The organism is Lutibacter sp. A80, assembly GCF_022429645.1.
In the GTDB taxonomy this organism is placed as follows: Bacteria; Bacteroidota; Bacteroidia; order Flavobacteriales; family Flavobacteriaceae; genus Lutibacter.
Map to the genome: position 1 here is coordinate 2,968,817 of NZ_CP092480.1, position 20,216 is coordinate 2,989,032.

Consider the following 20,216-nt stretch of genomic DNA (forward strand, 5'->3'; position numbering starts at 1 on the left):
AAACCTTTGTAAGAAGCGTAAAATAAGTTGTTATTATATTTTCTATATTAAATACTCAAGTTGTTGAAGTTTAAATTATATTGTTAAATTTGAAACTAAACTCTACTTAAAAAACTTTTGTAATGAAAAAGCTATCTTTTCTTTCTATTTTTCTGTTTCTATTTTTTGAAATAAACGCTCAAACTTCTTTAGTAAAAAATGTACCTTTTGAAAATATAGGACCATCTGTTATGAGCGGTCGTGTGGTAGATTTAGCCGTAAATCCTAAAAATGCTACAGAGTTTTATGTAGCTTATGCATCAGGAGGTATTTGGCATACAGTAAATAATGGAACATCTTTTACCGCAATAACCGAAAATGCACCAACCCAAAATATGGGAGCAATTGCTGTAGATTGGGTAAATGGAATAATTTGGGCAGGTACTGGAGAAAGTAACTCTTCGCGTTCTTCTTATGCCGGAATAGGAGTTTTAAAAAGTGATGATAATGGAAAAACTTGGCATAATGTTGGTTTAATCGATTCGCAACATATTGGTCGTATTATTATTAATAAAAACAATCCAAATGAAGTTGTTGTGGCAGCTGTTGGAAGTTTATATACATCAAATAAAGAACGTGGAATTTTTAAAACGACTGATGGTGGAAAGACTTGGAAAAATACCTTGTTTATTAATGAAAATACAGGAGTTATAGATGTTAGTGCATCTCCAACAGATCCAACTGTTTTATTTGCAGCTTCATGGGAACGTATTCGAAAAGCATGGAATTTTAATGGAAGCGGTAAAGGTTCAGCAATTTATAAAAGTACAGATGCAGGTGAAAATTGGGTGAATATTACTAGTGAAAAAAGTGGTTTTCCAACAGGAAATGGTGTGGGTAGAATTGGATTAGCAGCCTATAATAATAATGTTATTTACGCTCTTTTAGACAACCAGGATATGAGGCCTGAAAAAAAGAAAAAGAAAGTGGAAGGTTTACAGAAAAATGATTTTAAAAACATGTCTAAAGAAGTTTTTTTAAATTTAGATGATGAGGCTTTGAGTTTATATTTGAAAACAAATAATTTTGATAGAAAATATACAGCTAAAACTGTAAAAAAAGCTATTCAAAAAGAAACAATACTACCAAGTGATTTAGCTACTTATTTAGAAGATGCTAATTATGTTTTATTAAATTCTGAAGTAATTGGTGCTGAGGTTTATAAATCAGTTAATGGAGGAAAAACATGGAAAAAAACACATAAAGATTATTTAGATGGAGTTTACAGTTCTTACGGTTATTATTTTGGAATAATAGCAGTTAGTAAAGCTAATCAAAATAAAATTTATATAGGTGGCGTTCCATTGTTAAAATCTGATGACGGTGGTAAAAATTGGACTTCTATAGGAAAAGAAAATGTACATGCGGATCATCAAGCATTATGGGTAAATCCAACTGTGGAAGGTCATATTATTGATGGAAATGATGGAGGTGTAAATATTACATATGATGATGGTGAAAATTGGATTAAAAACAATTCACCAGCAGTTGGACAATTTTACTATATAAATGTAGATAATCAAAAGCCATATAATGTTTTTGGTGGTTTGCAAGATAATGGTGTTTGGTATGGTCCAAGTAATTATAAGTATTCAAAACGTTGGGAATCCAGTGGTGAATATCCTTATAAAAGTATTGGCGGAGGAGATGGTATGCAAGTTCAAATTGATAGTAGAGATAATAATTTAATATATGCTGGTTCTCAGTTTGGGTATTATTTTCGATTAAATTTAAAAACCAAAGAACGTTTAAGAATACATCCAACACATCAATTAGGAGATTCACCTTATCGTTATAATTGGCAAGCTCCAATATTATTATCTCCTCATAACCAAGATATTTTATATATAGGCGCTAATAAATTATTGCGTTCAATGGATAAGGGAAAGAATTTCAATGTTATTTCTAACGATTTAACTACAGGAGGGGAAAAAGGGAATGTTCCTTTCGGAACACTAACTACAATTTCAGAAAGCCCTCTTCAATTTGGATTTATTTATGTAGGAAGTGATGATGGTTATATAAATCTTACAGAAAATGGAGGGGCAACTTGGACTCGAATTTCAGATAGCTTACCGCAAGGTTTATGGGTATCAAGAGTTATTGCTTCACAGTACGAAAAAGAAAGGGTGTATATTGTTTTAAATGGTTACAGGAATGACGATTTTAAACCGTATGTTTTTGTTAGTGATAATAAAGGTGTTACTTGGAAAAATATTGGAAGTAAATTACCAAATTATCCGGTAAATGTAATAAAAGAAGATCCTGTAGATGAAAACACTATATATTTAGGTACAGATAATGAGGCTTATGTAAGTTTTGATAAAGGTGTAAATTGGCAACTATTTTCTAACGGATTGCCTAAAGTTGCAATTCACGATTTGGTAATACAAAACGAAGCTAAAGATTTGCTTATTGGTACACATGGACGCTCAATTTACAAAGCGAATATTGCAGCTTTGCAAGAGTTTAATGCAGTTAAAAATTCATCAATTGCTATTTTTGAAATTCCTTCAGTACGGTTTTCTTCAAGATGGGGAAGTGTTAGAAGTAAATGGTCTAAACCCTTTGAACCGAGTATTACAATTCCTTTTTATAGCTCAAGTTCTGATGAATTTATTGTAGAAATTTTAACAGAAGAGAATTCAAAATTAAATTCATTTATTGTAGAGGTAGATAAGGGGTTTAATTATTTCCACTACAATTTATCTGTAATGAAGCAGAAAAATAAGTTGTATAAAAAAGCAGAAAACGGTATTTATTACTTGCCAAAAGGCACGTTTTTTGTAAAAATAGGATCTGTTAAAAAAGCTTTTGAGGTAAAATAAATATTAACGGTAAGCATTGCTGTTCAACGGAATCAGAATAAAACAGAAGCAATTATAGTTAAATAAAAATTATCTATTTAAATGAATTATTTTAAAGTTAAATTGTTAATTGTAGTGCTTCTATTTAGTTTTAATTTACAAGCTCAATCTAATTGGAGTTTATTTAAAAGTCAGTCTAGTCCGCTTAAAAAATGGGCATTATTACATCCTTTTAAAGCAAAAAAAGCCTTTAAAATTTCTAATGACGTAATTAAAATAACAGATTCAATAGCAAATACTAATTTGTTGGATAAAGATAAGGTTGGTGGTCAAGTAGATGCTTTTAGACATGCATATTGGATGGCAGTTTTAAAGATGGAGATTGGAGAAAAAGCAGCGCGTTCTTTAGGTAAATCGTACGAGAAATCTAATTTTAAATCATTTGAAAAAAGTGATTTAGAAGATGGAATACATCCAGATTTAGCGTCAAAAAAAATGGATTTATTTAATAATAAAATAGGGTTAACATTTTCGGTTAAAGAAAATAATTATAGTAAAAACGGACTTGTTTTTAAAGTAGTAAATGCTATTAAACGAGGCGATTTAAAAATAATTAAAAAAGATAGTTTAGGAAACTATTTAACCTGTAATAATGTTATTATTTCTACAAAAGATTTAAAAAAATGGGACAATGGAAAATGTCTAATTTCTTCTGAAACTAAAAATAATAATTGAAAGGTTTAAAATTTCAACCAAATTTAAAAAATAAGATACTTTTTTTGTTGAATTAAATTTCTTAATTCGGAATGTTTTTTAGTGTAAAATAAATGTTTTAAATAAGAATGTGTTAATCTGTGAATTTTATGTAATAGTTATTACGTTTTCGAAGTAAATAATGTAAATAAAGCGTGTGTTTGCTATTATATTGTTAAATTTGTTGGTACATATTAAAAATACGAATTTTATGAGTAACTCAAAGTTAAGGAGAGAGGCATTATTATACCATGCAAAACCTACACCAGGAAAAATTGAAGTAGTTCCAACAAAAAAATATGCTACCCAAAAAGATTTATCTTTAGCATATTCTCCGGGGGTTGCAGAGCCTTGCTTAGAAATTGAAAAAGATCCAGATAAAGTTTATAAATATACCTCAAAAGGTAATTTAGTTGCAGTAATATCAAACGGTACAGCAGTTTTAGGGCTGGGAGATATTGGCGCTCTTGCTGGAAAGCCTGTAATGGAGGGTAAAGGATTACTTTTTAAAGTATTTGCTGATATTGATGTGTTTGATATTGAAATTGACACTACAGATGTTGAAAAATTTATAGAAACTGTTAAAAATATAGCCCCAACTTTTGGAGGAATAAATTTAGAAGATATTAAAGCTCCTGAAGCTTTTGAAATTGAAAGAAGGCTAAAAGAGGAATTAGACATTCCTGTAATGCACGATGATCAACATGGAACTGCAATAATTTCATCAGCAGCTTTAAAAAATGCTATAGAAATTGCAGGTAAAGATATTTCTAAAGTAAAAATAGTTGTTAATGGTGCAGGAGCAGCAGCTGTTTCTTGTACTAAATTGTATATGGCTTTAGGCGCACAAAAAGAAAATATTGTAATGTGCGATAGTAAAGGGGTTATTAGAAAAGATATTGAGAATTTATCTCCGCAAAAAGCTGAATTTGCAACAACTAGAGATATTTTTACACTGGCTGAAGCAGCAAAAGATGCAGATGTTTTTATAGGATTATCGGTTGCAGATGTATTTACACCAGAAATGTTATTAAGTATGGCTCCAGACCCTGTAGTTTTTGCATTGGCAAATCCAAACCCTGAAATAGAATACGACTTGGCTGTGCAAACTCGTAAAGATGTAATTATGGCTACGGGACGTTCAGATCATCCTAATCAAGTTAATAATGTGCTTGGTTTCCCTTTTATATTTAGAGGAGCTTTAGATGTTAGAGCAACAAAAATTAATGAGGAAATGAAAGTTGCAGCGGTACATGCTTTAGCCAATTTAGCAAAAGAATCTGTGCCTGAACAAGTAAATATAACTTATGGAGAGAAAAATATTCAATATGGTAGAGAATATATTATTCCAAAACCTTTCGATTCGCGTTTAATTACTGAAGTTCCCCCTGCAGTTGCTAAAGCAGCAATGGAATCGGGTGTGGCTAAAGAACCTATTACAGACTGGGAAGCTTATAAAGAAGTATTGGCTGAAAGACTCGGTACCGGTAGTAAGTTAATGAGAATGATTACTGAGCGTGCCAAAGCAGATCCTAAAAGTGTTATTTTTGCAGAAGCCGATCATTTAGATGTTCTAAAAGCAGCTCAAATTGTATACGATGATGGTATAGGAAAGCCAATTTTATTGGGAGATAAAGAGATTATTAAAGAGTTAATGGAAGAATTGAATTTTGATGCAGACCTTCCTATAATCGACCCAAAATCTGATGAAGAAAAAGAAAGAAGAAATAAATTTGCTGAAATTTATTGGCAAAAGCACCAAAGAAATGGAATTTCATTATTAGATGCACAAAAATGGATGCGTGAACGCAATTATTTTGCAGCCATGATGGTGAATGAAGGAGATGCAGACTCTTTAGTTACTGGTTATTCTAGAAACTATAGAAGTGTTGCAAAACCTATGATAGAATTAATTGGAATGTCAAAAGGTGTTTGTAGAGTTGCGGCAACAAATATTATGATGACAGATAGAGGACCTATGTTTTTTTCTGATACGGCATTTAATATAAATCCAACAGAACAAGAATTAGTTCAAATTGTTAGAATGACAGATAGAGTTATGAAAATATTTGGAATAGACCCTCATTTAGCTGTTTTATCATATTCAAATTTTGGCTCTGCAGATTCAAAATCAGCAAATAAAGGAGCAAATGCTGTTGAATTTATACATCAACATTACCCAGAAATTAATATTGATGGAGAAATTCAAGCCGATTTTGCACTTAGTAGAACTTTGAGAGATGAAAAATTTCCGTTTTCTAAAATTTATAAGAAAAAAGTAAACGGATTGATATTCCCTAATTTAAATTCAGCAAATATTAGTTATAAGCTTATAAAATCATTAAACAAGATAGATTCTATTGGGCCAATAGTTATGGGTTTAAAAAAACCAGCACATATTTTACAGTTAGGGTGTAGTGTAGACGAAATTGTAAATATGGTTTGTGTTGCTATTGTAGATGCGCAAGAAAATGCTAAGAATAATACAGATTATTTTACTACATTTGGCTGTAAATAGTCTTACGTGAAATGATCACTCATATTAAAGGAAAATTAATAGAAAAAAATCCAACCTATGTAGTTGTAGAATCTGCTGGGTTGGGATATTTGTTACATATTTCATTAAACACCTATTCAAAAATTTCTGATGATGAATCGGTGTTTTTGTATACGCACCTATCTATAAAAGAAGATTCGCATACATTATTTGGATTTGTAGATAAAATAGAACGTGAAATTTTTAAGCTATTAATATCTGTTTCGGGAGTAGGCCCAAGTATTGCAAGAACAATGTTGTCTTCAATGACTACTGACGAGATTCAGCAGGCTATTGCTTCAGAAAATGTGGGAGTAATTAAATCTGTAAAAGGAATTGGAGTTAAAACAGCACAAAGAGTTTTGATAGATTTAAAGGATAAAATTTTAAAAACGTATGATTTTGATGAAGTTTCGACTTCTATAAATAATACAACTAAAAATGAAGCGTTATCTGCTCTAGAGATTCTTGGGTTTGTAAAAAAACAAGCAGAAAAAGTTATTGATAAAATTTTATTAGAAGATAATACGTTAAGTGTTGAGGCTTTAATTAAAAAAGCTCTTAAAAATTTATAAGATTTGAAAAAAACAAAATTTATATTTAAAACACCTATTTTAATTATTTTATTGTTGTTTTTTAAAATAACAATAAATGCACAAGCATTGCCTATAATACAAAAAAGTGATACTTTAAAAGTTGAAAAAAACAAAGATTCAACAAAATTGAAGTATCCATTTAAAGGTAATCAACAAGGTGGTTTGTTTTTAGAAGATCCTTCTGAATCTGAAATTATTTACGATACAGAGCTAGGTAAATATATTATTGTTGAGAAAATTGGCGATTATTATATTAAACGCCCTATTTATATGTCTCAAGAAGCATATAAAGAATATAAGCTTAAAAAAGACATGCTTGGCTACTATAAAAATAAAATTAGTGCCACCAATAGTAAAAAACTTGGAAGTGAAGAAGCTCAAAAGAATTTATTACCAACGTATTATGTAGAATCCGATTTTTTTCAATCTATTTTTGGAGGAAATACAATTGAAGTAAACCCTACAGGAGATATCACTATTAAAATGGGGGCTTTGTATCAAAAAGTAGATAATCCTCAATTATCGGAACGTAATAGAAGCAGTTTTACTTTTGATTTTGATCAACAAATTAGTGCTAGTATTCAAGCAAAAGTTGGTACACGTTTAAAAGTAGGTGCACAATACGATACACAAGCATCTTTTAATTTCCAGAATCAAATAAAATTGGAATACACTCCAACGGAAGATGATATTCTTCAAAAAGTTGAGGTTGGGAATATAAGTATGCCATTAAAAAATTCTTTAATTGTTGGAGCCCAAAGTTTATTTGGTGTTAAAACAGAATTACAATTTGGACGCACCACAGTAACAGGTGTTTTTGCAGAACAAAAGTCGCAAACTAGAACTGTTACTGCAGAAGGAGGTTCAACAATTCAAGAGTTTGAGTTACAGGCAACCGATTATGATGAAAATAGACACTTTTTCCTATCACAATATTTTAGAGATAATTACAATAAAGCTCTAGAAAACTACCCGTTAATTAATAGTCCAATAAACATTACTAAAGTAGAAGTTTGGATAACAAATACCAATGCAACAACAGAAGATATTAGAAATATTGTTGCTTTGGCAGATATTGGGGAAGGTGATCCTACTAATATTGGACCAGCAAATGTAACTCCAAACCCAGGGTTTTTATACCCTTCAAATGATGCAAATAATATTTCTACAGTTTTAACTAGTTCAAATGCAGTAAGGCAAATTTCTACTGTAGGTAGTGGTTTAGCTCCTTTTTCAATGCAACAAGGTAGAGATTATTCCGTGCTAGAAAATGCCATAAAATTAGGACCAGACGATTATAAACTACACCCACAGTTAGGTTTTATTTCGTTAAATAGAAGGTTGTCAGATTCGGATGTATTAGCTGTTTCGTTTGAATATACAGTTAGTGGAGATGCGAAAGTATATAAAGTAGGTGAATTTACAAGTGATGGTATTATTGCACCAGCTAATATTGTTGTAAAATTGTTACGTAGTGAAATAATAAGCACTAAAGTTCCTATGTGGGATTTAATGATGAAAAATGTGTATTCTTTGCAAACTTACAGAATGCAAGAAGAAGGTTTTAGATTAGAACTTTTATATTCAGATGATGAAACAGGGGTAGCAATTAATGTATTACAAAATGCGCAAACAACAGGTGTTTCAGATAAGACACTTTTAAATTTATTAAATGTAGATAGGTTAGATCAAAGTCAGTTTTATATTGCAGAAGGAGATGGATATTTCGATTATGTAGAAGGAGCAACTGTAGATTCAGAAAAAGGGTATATTATTTTTCCTACTGTAGAACCTTTTGGGGAAGATTTAGAAACAAAATTAACCAATCCAGAAGACGATAATTATATTTTTAATGAACTGTATGAAATTACCCAATCAGAAGCTAGAAATAATTACCAACAAAAAGATAAATACTTAATAAAAGGGTATCATAAATCTGAAAGTTCAAATGGAATTTCACTAGGAGCTTTTAATGTACCACAAGGGTCAGTTATAGTTACATCAGGAGGAAGAGAATTAGTTGAAGGTGTAGATTATGTTGTAGATTACCAAATGGGGAGAGTGCAAATTGTTAACCCTAGCTTAGAAGCTTCAAATGCACCGATTAGTGTTTCTGTAGAGAATAATGCGGCATTTAATTTACAAACAAAACGTTTTTTTGGTGTTGATATTGAACATAAATTTTCTGATAAATTTATAGCAGGTGCTACAATTTTAAATTTAAATGAAAAACCAATTACTCAAAAAGCACTTTTTGGTGAAGAACCAATTAATAATACAATTTTTGGATTAAATGCTAATTTTGGAACCGAGGTGCCTTTTTTAACAAAATTGGCTAATAAATTGCCAAATATAGATACTGATTATAAATCAAACTTCTCTATTAGAGGAGATTTTGCATATTTAAAACCAGGATCTCCAAGTAGAATTGAATTAGATGGAGAAGCAACATCATATGTAGATGATTTTGAGGGTTCTCAAATTCCTTTAGAAATCAAGTCCATTCAACAATGGCATATGGCAAGCACACCACAGTATCAAACTCAATTTGATTTAGGAGGTAATGCCTCAGATATTACTTATGGTTACAAAAGAGCACGATTATCTTGGTATATTATAGATCCTCTTTTTTATGGAGGTTCTTCTTTAAAACCTGGAAATATTGATAATAACGAATTATCTAGAGCTGAAGTTAGAAGAGTAAGATATGAAGAATTATTTCCAGAACAAGATTTAGACTTAACACAATCTACTATTGTTAGAACCTTAGATTTAGCTTATTTTCCTAATGAAAGAGGTAGTTATAATTACGACACAAGTAATGTGGGTGCAGATGGTAAATTTACAAACCCAGAAGATCGTTGGGGAGGTATAACTAGAGCTCTTACTACTACTAATTTTGAACAATCAAATGTTGAGTATATACAATTTTGGTTAATGGATCCTTACGACCATTATTCAATTACAAATGAAGAAGGTTTGCCTATTGGAGTAGACCCTAATAATCCTTCAAATCAAGTTGGAGAATTGTATTTTAACTTAGGAAATGTTTCTGAAGATGTTTTAAAAGATGGAAGGAAAATGTACGAGAATGGATTACCAGAAGATCCATTAAGTACTAACAATACTGAAGAAACAATGTGGGGTAAAATACCTACAAACCAATCTTTACTTTATGCTTTTAGCGATGATGATAATGAACGTTTAAGCCAAGATATAGGTATAGATGGTTTAAATGACAGTGAAGAAATAGAAAAATTTGGAACTGGTTTTGGATCAGACCCATCAAATGATAATTACACTTATTTTAGAAGTTCTGAATATGATAATTCTAATGCTTCAATTATAACTCGTTATAAAAAATATAATAATACACAAGGAAACTCTCCAACTAATAACTTATCAACAGAAAGTTATCCAACTTCAGCTACAACTTATCCAGATACTGAAGATATTAATAAAGATCAAACAATGAATACTGTTGAGAGTTATTATCAATACAAAGTTTCATTAAATAAAAGCGATTTAGTTGTTGGGCAAAATAATATTGTAGACGAAAAAACAGTTAATGTTACTTTAGACGATGGAAGTCAAAAACAATTTAGATGGTTGCAATTTAGAATTCAAGTTAGCTCTCCAGATGAGATAATTAATGATATTACAGGTTTTAATTCCATCAGGTTTATGCGTATGTTTTTAACCAAGTTTAAAATGCCAATAGTTTTGCGTTTTGGAGAACTTCAATTGGTTAGAGGAGATTGGAGACGATATACAAAAACTTTAGATGAAGACATTACAGTACCACAAGATTTAACAAATGAGGAATTACAAAACTTTGAAGTTGGAGTTGTTAATATTCAAGAAAATGAAGATAAAACACCAATTCCATACGTATTACCTCCAGGTATTGAACGAGAAATTTTAAGAGGTAGCACTACCTTACAACAACAAAATGAACAATCTCTATCTTTAAAAGTAACAGATTTAGAGCCTGGTGATACACGGGCAATATATAAAAATGTTATTGTAGACTTAAGAATGTATAAATATTTAAAACTGTTTTTACATGCCGAAGGAGTACAGACTAGAGCTCAAGTGCAAAACGATGAGTTAAAGGCAATAATTAGATTAGGTAGCGACTTAGATGATAACTACTATCAGATTGAAAAATTATTAACTATATCTGATTATAGCGCTACCGATGAGTTAGATATTTGGCCAGAAGAAAATAATATAGATGCAATGCTAGAGCATTTAGCAAATTTAAAATTATTGAGGTTTGATGAAGGAACTGCACCAAATGTATTGTATCCGGCTGAAGGAGAAATTTCTCCAATAGAAGGTTTAGATGGCTACGAAATTAGAGTAAAAGGTAATCCTAACCTTTCAAATATAAAGACCATAATGTTAGGGGTTAAAAATGTGTCTAATTCAAATCAAAGTGCCGAGGTGTGGTATAATGAATTACGTGTTTCAGAATTCGATAATGAAGGTGGTTGGGCAGCAGTAGTTAGTGCTGATGCTAATATAGCAGATTTTGCAGACGTTGCAATTACTGGGCGTATGGAAACTCAAGGTTTTGGAGGGATTGAGCAAAGTGTAAATGAGCGTAGCCAAGAAGATACAAAATTGTACGACCTTGTTACGAATGTAAATGTTGGAAAATTGTTACCAAAAGATTGGGGTGTTTCTCTACCTTTAAGTTACAGTGTTTCTGAAGAAATAAAAGATCCAAAATACGACTCTCAGTACCAAGATATTTTATACGAAGACACAACTATAGAAAACAGTCCAAATAGAGATAGTAATCAAGATTATACAAAACGACGAAGTATAAGTTTAATTAATGTTAGAAAAGACTACAACCCTAATGCTGAAACTAAACAGCGCTTTTATAATGTAGAAAATCTATCAGTATCTTATGCTTATAACGAAACATTTCATAGAGATTATAATGTTGAAAAGTATGTTGATCAAAATGTAAGGGCTTCCGTAAATTATAATTATACTTTTGAACCAAAAAGTATAGAACCTTTTAAAAATTGGGAATCTTTAAATAGTAAATATTTTAAATTTTTAAAAGACTTTAATATAAATCTAATTCCTACAACCATTTCGGTAAATTCTAACATATTTAGAACTTATAATGAACAATTATCAAGAAGTTTAGTTGAAGGTTTACCTCAATTACCAACATTAAAACAACGTCATTTTATGTTCGATTGGGATTATACAATAGGTTATAATATTACCAAATCCTTACAATTTAACTTTAGAGCAGCAAATAATTATTTATACGATGATTTTGATGCAGCTGATGATATACAGATTTTTGATAATTTCTTTTCTTTAGGAAGACCAGATCATTATCATCAAACATTAAGTGGTACATATAAACTACCAATTAATAAATTACCATTATTAGATTTTATAAATGCAGATTATACATATGCCGCAGATTTTGATTGGCAAGCATCTTCGCAATCATATGTAGAACAAGTAGGAAATGTAATTCAAAATACAAATACTCATAATTTAGGAGTAGATGTAGATTTTGATAAATTTTATAAAAATATTGGTTTAACAAAATTATTAAATAACAAGAAGCCTACTATTAATAGTACTTCAGAAAATAGGTCTAGAACATCTTCAAATAGAAGAGAAACTAGTAAGAAAAAATCACCAGGTGAAACTTTTAAAGAAGGCGTTTACAACTTGATAACTGCGGTTAAAAAAGCACGATTCAATTATTCTGAAAATAATGGTACCTATTTACCAGGTTATGTTCCAGAAGTTGGATTTTTAGGTCAAGATAATTACAATGGAGGTGTTGCTCCTTCATTAGGGTTTGTGTTCGGAAGCCAGATAGATATTCGTCAGAGAGCACTAGAAAATGGTTGGTTGTTATCTAGAAGTGAAACAGATCCTTATTACAATAAAACCTACAGTGTAACACATATGAATAAATTAGATTATACCATTACTGTAGAACCATTTTCTAATTTTGATATTGAGTTAAGAGGTAATAAAACATATACAAAAAATACATCTCAACAATTAGATGTTATAGATAATGTTTTAACAGATTCTCCAGTTTCTCAAATTGGTAACTTTATGATTAGCTATAACACACTTAAAACAGCATTTTCAAATAGTGACCAAAACTTTGAAGATTTTAAAGCTAATAGAGAAATTATTGCTCTAAGATTAGCACAAGCATCTGAACAACCAATAGATGGATTTGGAGTTACTAGTCAACAAGTTTCATTACCGGCCTTTTTAGCAGCATATTCAGGCCAAGATGCATCTAAAATTAAACTGTCTGCTTTTAGAGATGTACCAATTCCTAGTTGGAACATTAATTATAAAGGTTTAATGAAAATGGACTGGTTTAAAGATAAATTTAGAAGTTTTTCACTTTCACATAGTTATAATTCTCAATATTCTATACTAAGTTTTAGTAATAATTTAGAATACAATGCTCAAGATCCTTATGGAGAAACAGATATAGCTGGTAATTATTTAAATAAAACATTATTTACAAGCGTAGATTTAATTGAAGAATTTAGTCCACTGTTAAAAGTAGATATGAAAATGAAAAATTCAATCTCATTTTCAGGAAGAGTTGATAAAGATAGAAGACTTACTTTAAATTTTAGTAATAATACTATAACGCAAATGAAAGGACTAGAATACGTTGTTGGAATGGGTTATAGAATTAAAGATTTAGCAATGAAATTTAGATTTGGAGGTAAATTAACCAAACTTAAGGGCGATTTAGACTTAAGAGCAGATTTATCTTTAAGAGATAATAAAACAATAATTAGATCTATTGATGAAGATAACGATCAAGTTACAGGAGGTCAACGATTACTGTCATTTAAGTTTTTTGCAGATTATGCAGTAAATGCAAATTTAACAGCATCGTTCTATTTTGATCAAAGTTCTTCAAAATATGCCATTTCAACTACGTTCCCGAGGCAGTCAGTTAGCTCAGGGTTAAGTATTAGATATGTTTTAGGAAATTAATAAATTATCAACTATAAAATTAAATAAAAATGAGTATTCCTGCAGAATTAAAATACACAAAAGACCACGAGTGGGTTAGAATAGAAGGCGATACAGCAACTATTGGGATCACACACTTTGCTCAAAGCGAATTGGGAGACATAGTTTATGTAGATGTAGATACATTAGACGAAACCATTGAAAAAGACGAAGTTTTTGGATCTGTTGAGGCTGTAAAAACAGTTTCAGATCTTATGATGCCACTAACTGGAGAAGTAACTGAATTTAACGAAGCTTTAGAAGATGAGCCTGAAAAGGTAAATACAGATCCATATGGAGATGGATGGATGATTAAAAGTTCAATTTCTGATGTATCTCAAATAGATGAATTATTATCAGCAGAAGATTATAAAGCCTTGATTGGTGCATAAAATATTTTTATTTTTTGCAATATCTTTAACATTGATTATTGGTTGGGGTAGTTTGGTAACAATTGGAGAAACTATTCCACCTACTATACAAGTTTCAGATAAACTAATACATAGTAGTGCTTATTTTCTACTAACAATGTGTTGGTTAATTGCTTATAAAAATAACCATAAATATTTGAAAATCAATACATATATAATTATTTTAATATTTTTGTATGGCATACTTATTGAGGTATTGCAAGCAACAGCAACAGCCAATAGACAATTTGAAATTAAAGATATACTAGCTAATATGTTAGGAATTGGAATTGGATTTACAATATTTAAAATACTTCAACAAAAAAAACTTTTGAAATAGGAAAATAATATTGTAAAAGTTGTTATAAAATTATTAAATTAGCGAACTATAAATATTTTACAGATGCAGATTAAAAAAAATCCAAAAGCAAATCTAGAGAACTACAGCAAGTTATTTATGCAATTAGGGCTAGTTTTAGCATTATTGGTGGTTTATTTAGCCATTGAGAAGAAAACGTATGATAGAGTTATCGAAAATTTAGGGCCAGTAGTCTTAAATATGGAGGATGAAGAACAAACAATTGAAATAGAGCAGGTTAAGCCGCCAGAGCCAAAAACTCCACCACCACCAACTCCAGATAAAATTGAAGTTGTTGAAGATGAAGAAGAAATTGAAGAAACAGTAATAGAATCTACTGAAACAGATGAAACAGAAGCTGTTGAGGTTGAGGAAATTATAGAGGTAGAAGAAGAAGAAGAGGTAATGGAAGATGTACCTTTTGCTATTATTGAGGATGTACCAGTATATCCAGGTTGTAAAGGAAGCAAAGCAGAATTAAGAAATTGTTTACAAGAAAAAATTACGAAACACGTTAACAGAAAGTTTAATGCAGATTTAGCATCTGATTTAGGATTAGCTCCTGGTGTTAAGCGTATTTTTGTAATGTTTAAAATTGATAAGAGTGGTAATATTACAGATGTAATGGCACGTGCTCCACATAAAAGATTACAAGAAGAAGCAATTAGAGTTGTAAATTTATTACCAAAAATGACTCCTGGTAAACAAAGAGGAAGACCAGTTGGTGTAAAATATAGTTTACCTATTGCTTTTAAAGTTGAATAGATAAATACACATTGTAAAATTATAAAGCCACCTTTTTTTAAGGTGGCTTTTTTTATTCATTTAATTTAGTTTTAAGCTTCATTTAGAATGTTTTTCTATATTTGTTAAAACAGAAAACCAACAAACCTAGCATGTTATAAAATTTATCAGCTATAAAAATGATAAATTGTGAACAGTGTGCGACCGTTAAAAAAAATAATAAAGACGTATGAAAACTTATTTGAAAATTGTTTTTTTTGTATTGAGTTGTAGTTATGTAAATTCACAATCTATTGTTAATGATACTATAACTAGAACTGCAAAAATAGGATACACTGTAAAAGAAAATAAAGTTTCTTTTAGCCCTGAAACTCCTGAATTAAATCAAATTGCTGGTGCTCCAAAAGCCTTTTACACTTATTATTGGGAATTTGGAGATGGAAATTACAGTTTTCAAAAAAATCCTGAACATGTTTATAAAGAAACCGGTAATTATACAGCGCAACTTTCGGTTACAAATAATTATGATGATGGAAAGCCACCTACAACTAGGCCAAAAGATGTTAGTGTAACAAATATTAATGCAAATAACATCTCTAATGAAAAACATAACTTAATTGCAGCTCATAATGGCTTTAGACTTCAAACAAATAGAGAACCAATGCCTGAGCAAGAAATGCAATTTATTGTAAGCTATGGTAATAATAAAGAGTATACAACAGAAGGGAAAATATATTTGTTCTTTAATGAAACAAAGTATAAAGACAAAAATTTTGAATTAGTAGATGTTCGATTACATAATAATGAGCAAGAACTTTCAGATGAAATTATTGTAGATAGTAAACGTTATATTTCAAAAAATGAATTGATTCAAACTACTGGAATTGATACGTTTTTAGATGAAAAATTATTAATTGCAGACTCTTTACAACAAAATTTACCACTTACATTAGAGGACGCAAAAATTGCTTACCAAGATGTTAAAGTGTTTGATTTTAATAATATGCAACCTAATGAAGAGCGCAATATGTTTTTTACATTTAAAACTACACCAGAAATGTTAAAAGATACCAGTGCAATTATATCTATTAGAAGTATTTATGTACCGGAAAGAGGAAATGATGCACATAAGGTTTTAACTAAAGAAATGGAGCTTGTAACATCTCACGATCCAAATAAAATGGCAGTTTACGATACGCGTTTAAATTATAGATTGGTAAGGTTTAAAAAGTTAAAATATAAGGTGAGATTTCAAAACGATGGAGAAGGCCCAGCGAAACTTATAAAATTAAATGTTGATATTCCAGACATGTTAGACAAGTCAACTTTAGAAGTATTAGATATGTACCCAAAATGTCCAATTTGTCCCGAAGAAGAAGTTAGATATAGTTGTTTGGATACAATTATTAGCAAAGATCAAATATCGTTTCAATTTAAAAATATTTATTTACCAGGTACAGCTCAAAAAGGAGTACACGATAAAGATTCAACTAAGGGTTTTGTAAAATATGCCTTAAAATTTGGAGATAATTTTCATAAAGTAAAATCGAAAAGTAAAACCGCAATTATTTTCGATAAAAATGAGCCAATTATAACAAATACTTCTACATCAAGGTTTAAACCTGGAATTTCAATTGGTGTAAAAGCAGGTTATAATAGTTTTCCAGATTTAGAAGATTCTAAAAGTTATTTTGTAGGTGCAACAATTTCACCGTATAAATCGTACAAAAAATACTTACAAGCCGAAATAATGATGAGTACCCACGAATTTAAGGATATTAATAGTGTTTCAGATATAGTAGGCTTGGACGAAATACCTGGAGCAACAGTAGATATAGCTCTAAAAGAAGAAAACAATACGGTAACAACCAAAAAAATTAATATAGATGTTGTGCCTGTTTCATTTCGATATAATTTAAATGGAGTTATTGGTCTTGGAGTAGGTCCTCAAATTTCTTTAGATGTATCAAATGAAGTAGAAACGGTAACTGCTACTGAATATTATACTTATTATAATGATGAAAAAGGAAAGTTTCTTGAAGAAGCATCATCAACAATAATAACTTCAGAAAACAACCCTTTTTCAGATATTAAATATGGTATTTTTGGAGATATCACAATTGGAGCTTCTAGAATTGGACCAAGTGTTGGAGCGCGTTATATTTATAATTTTAATGAACCAAAAGCTCAACTTCATTTTTATGCAATTTGGAAAATATAAAATAGTAAATGATAAAAAAAAGGCTAATTTTTCTATTAATTTTCTGTAATTTTTTAGCTTCAGCTCAGCAACAAAAAAAGGGTTTTAAAACAATAATTAACAGTTTAAAAGAGCAAAATAATTATTCGGAATATATTTATGTACATTTAGATGAATTTGCTAAAAATCCTGATGTAAAAAATTTAAATATTTTTGAAACTTTAAAAGCTAATTTATGGAGAAGTCCTTCAAATAATAACGAAAATACTGCACAACTTTATTTTTACATTAATTATGCTTATCAATTAAAAGAATTTGGTTTTATAAATCAGTCTATTAATTATTACGAAAAAGCTTATGAGCATTTTAAAATAAATGCTATAAATTATAATATTATAGAATATTGCTTAAAACCATTAGCAAATAATTATACACGATTGGGAGATGTTGATAATGCAGAAGATATTCTTAAAATTATTATAGAACAAGCTATTTCAGAAAATAACAAAGAACAAATTGGATCGGGTTATTTAAATTTAGCAATTGTATATAGAACTAAAGGAGACCCTACAACTGCTATAAATTATTTAAATTTAGGTTTAGAGAGTGCGACTTCAAATTATTTAAAAGCTAAAATAAATTCTGATTTAGCTATTAATTATTTAATGTTAGAAAATATTAAAAAAGCAGAAAATCACACCCGAATATCTAACAAATTAAATAAACAAGATGATGCTTCCATTTTAGCACGTAATTTTAAAACCTTAGGAAGCTGTTTTATTGTTAATAAAGAGTTTAAAAGAGCGTTGGTTGAATTTAAAAAGGCACTAAAATATTCAAAAAAAGCTTTTGGAAGTAACGATAGGGAAGTTGCTAAAATTCACAATTTAATTGCAGAGGTTTATAGACTTCAAAACAATACTAAAACGGCATTAGAGACCTATCAAAAAGCGTTGAGTACTTTGTTGCCTAATTATGCACCAAAAAATGAATTTGAAAATCCAGAAAGTACATATTTTTATCCAGAAAACACTTTAAAGATAGCTTTAGATGGAAGGGCTACTATATTTACACAAAACACAAATTTTGAAGCGGCATTAAAAAATTATGAATTGTCTTTTTTAGTTGAAAAGGAGCTTAATAATACATATTTAAATCAGAATGCAAAATTGCTGCAACAACAAGAAAATAGAAGTAGAAGCGAAAAATGCATAGAGTTATGTTATATGTTGTTTGAGCAAACAAATTTTGTTGGTTGGATTGAAAAAGCATTTGAATTTGCAGAAAAAACAAAAGCTTCAATTTTGCTAGAAAATAAATCACTTTTGGCAGCTAAATCTGCAATAAAAAGTGATAGTTTATTTAGAAAAGAAGCAGCTTTAACCTTTAAAAAAGCACAATTAAATAAAAGTATTACAATAGAACAGCTGAAAAAAGAGAATGCAGCTTTAAATGTATTGGCAGCATTAACTAAAGAACGTGTAGATGTTGGTCAACAAATTCAATTATTAAATCAGGAAATTGAATTAAAATACCCTAATTTAAAATTAGATTTAACTAAAACAGTTTCTATTAAAACCATACAAGAAGAACTACTGGTTAATAATGACTTGTTAATCGAGTTTTTTGAAGGAATGAATTATGTTTATGTTTTTTCAATTTCAAAAAACAATCCAATTTCAGTAAAAAGAATAGAAAAAACACCAGAATTTAAAGATGAAATTTCACGATTTTTAGCATTATTTTCAGATGCTAGAGGTACAGCAATTCAAAATAATATTAAAGAGTATACTACATTGGCATTTGGTTTATTCAATCAATTATTTGATATGAATTTACCTGCAAATACGATTATTATACCAGACGGATTGTTTTCTTTTCTACCTTTTGATGCTTTATTAACTGAAGAAACAGCAGTTACTAATTTTGAAAAGTTACCGTATTTAATTTATAAAACAGCTATAAGTTACGGTTATTCAGCTTCAATTTTATGGAATGACTCTAAAATAACAAATCAAAGAAATAATAAGTTACTTGGTTTTTTTCCAGTATTTAAAAATAACCATAGAAATTTAGCTGAATTGGGTTATACAGCGCAAGAGGCTATAAGTATAAAAAATGAATTAGATGGAGAATTCTTAATTGGAGAGGCTGCTTCAAAAACAAGTTTTAACATTTTAAAAGATAATTTTTCTATTTTGCATCTTTCTACACATGCAACAGCAGGAGATCTATATACACCACCTGCTATAGAATTTTATAACAAAACCTTGTATTTACCCGAAATTTATGGATATAATTTAAATTATGATTTGGTAGTTTTAAGTGCTTGCGAAACAGGAGTAGGAACCTTAAGTAAAGGAGAGGGTGTTTTAAGTTTGGCAAGAGGTTTTTCGTATGCTGGTGTAAAAAATTTAATTGTTTCTTTGTGGAAAGTTAATGATAAATCAACAGAGCGCCTAATGGCTGGGTTTTATAAAAATTATAAAAAATTAGGTAATAAATCTAATGCGTTGCATGCTTCAAAATTAACTTATTTAGAAGATACTACTATCCCTGCTATAAAAAAATCGCCCTATTATTGGGCTAGTTTTATTTATTTAGGTGAAGTAACAGCTTTAGAACATAGCATTAATAGCTATTGGTTTATTTTTATTGTGTTAATTGCAGTAATAGGTTGTTTTATCTTTTTTAAAAATAGTAGATTTGGCTTAAATAAGTAGCAG

Annotated in this window: 10 protein-coding genes; all 10 read left to right on the forward strand. The window is 29.7% G+C overall.

The window, feature by feature from the left end; translation table 11 throughout:
* Window positions 1-122: 122 nt before the first annotated feature.
* Window positions 123-2,867, forward strand: coding sequence for a sialidase family protein (locus MHL31_RS12270; protein ID WP_240226243.1), 2,745 nt, complete (start codon window positions 123-125; stop codon window positions 2,865-2,867).
* Between the two features lie 81 nt (window positions 2,868-2,948).
* Window positions 2,949-3,581, forward strand: coding sequence for a hypothetical protein (locus tag MHL31_RS12275; protein ID WP_240226244.1), 633 nt, complete (start codon window positions 2,949-2,951; stop codon window positions 3,579-3,581).
* Between the two features lie 229 nt (window positions 3,582-3,810).
* The gene (locus MHL31_RS12280) at window positions 3,811-6,117 is read left to right on the forward strand and encodes an NADP-dependent malic enzyme (RefSeq protein WP_240226245.1); all 2,307 of its coding nucleotides are present in this window, start codon (window positions 3,811-3,813) and stop codon (window positions 6,115-6,117) included.
* Between the two features lie 11 nt (window positions 6,118-6,128).
* Entirely contained in the window at window positions 6,129-6,710 is a 582-nt protein-coding gene (gene ruvA, locus MHL31_RS12285) for a Holliday junction branch migration protein RuvA (protein ID WP_240226246.1), read from the forward strand.
* A gap of 3 nt (window positions 6,711-6,713) precedes the next feature.
* Complete coding sequence (gene sprA, locus MHL31_RS12290; protein WP_240226247.1) at window positions 6,714-13,760, forward strand: cell surface protein SprA; 7,047 nt, start codon at window positions 6,714-6,716, stop codon at window positions 13,758-13,760.
* Window positions 13,761-13,789: 29 nt separating this feature from the next.
* Window positions 13,790-14,170 carry a glycine cleavage system protein GcvH gene (gene gcvH, locus MHL31_RS12295; RefSeq protein ID WP_240226248.1) on the forward strand — a complete coding sequence of 127 codons (381 nt, stop codon included), beginning with the start codon at window positions 13,790-13,792 and terminating at the stop codon, window positions 14,168-14,170.
* Window positions 14,163-14,528: a VanZ family protein gene (locus MHL31_RS12300; RefSeq protein ID WP_240226249.1), complete on the forward strand. Its 366-nt coding sequence runs from the start codon at window positions 14,163-14,165 to the stop codon at window positions 14,526-14,528. Before gcvH ends, MHL31_RS12300 begins: the two co-directional genes overlap by 8 nt.
* Window positions 14,529-14,591: 63 nt before the next feature.
* Window positions 14,592-15,311, forward strand: coding sequence for an energy transducer TonB (locus MHL31_RS12305; protein ID WP_240226250.1), 720 nt, complete (start codon window positions 14,592-14,594; stop codon window positions 15,309-15,311).
* A 208-nt stretch (window positions 15,312-15,519) separates the two neighbouring features.
* Window positions 15,520-17,511, forward strand: a complete 1,992-nt coding sequence (locus MHL31_RS16305) for a PKD domain-containing protein (protein WP_305802694.1) — start codon at window positions 15,520-15,522, stop codon at window positions 17,509-17,511.
* Between the two features lie 8 nt (window positions 17,512-17,519).
* Entirely contained in the window at window positions 17,520-20,213 is a 2,694-nt protein-coding gene (locus MHL31_RS12315) for a CHAT domain-containing protein (RefSeq protein WP_240226251.1), read from the forward strand.
* Window positions 20,214-20,216 lie beyond the last annotated feature (3 nt).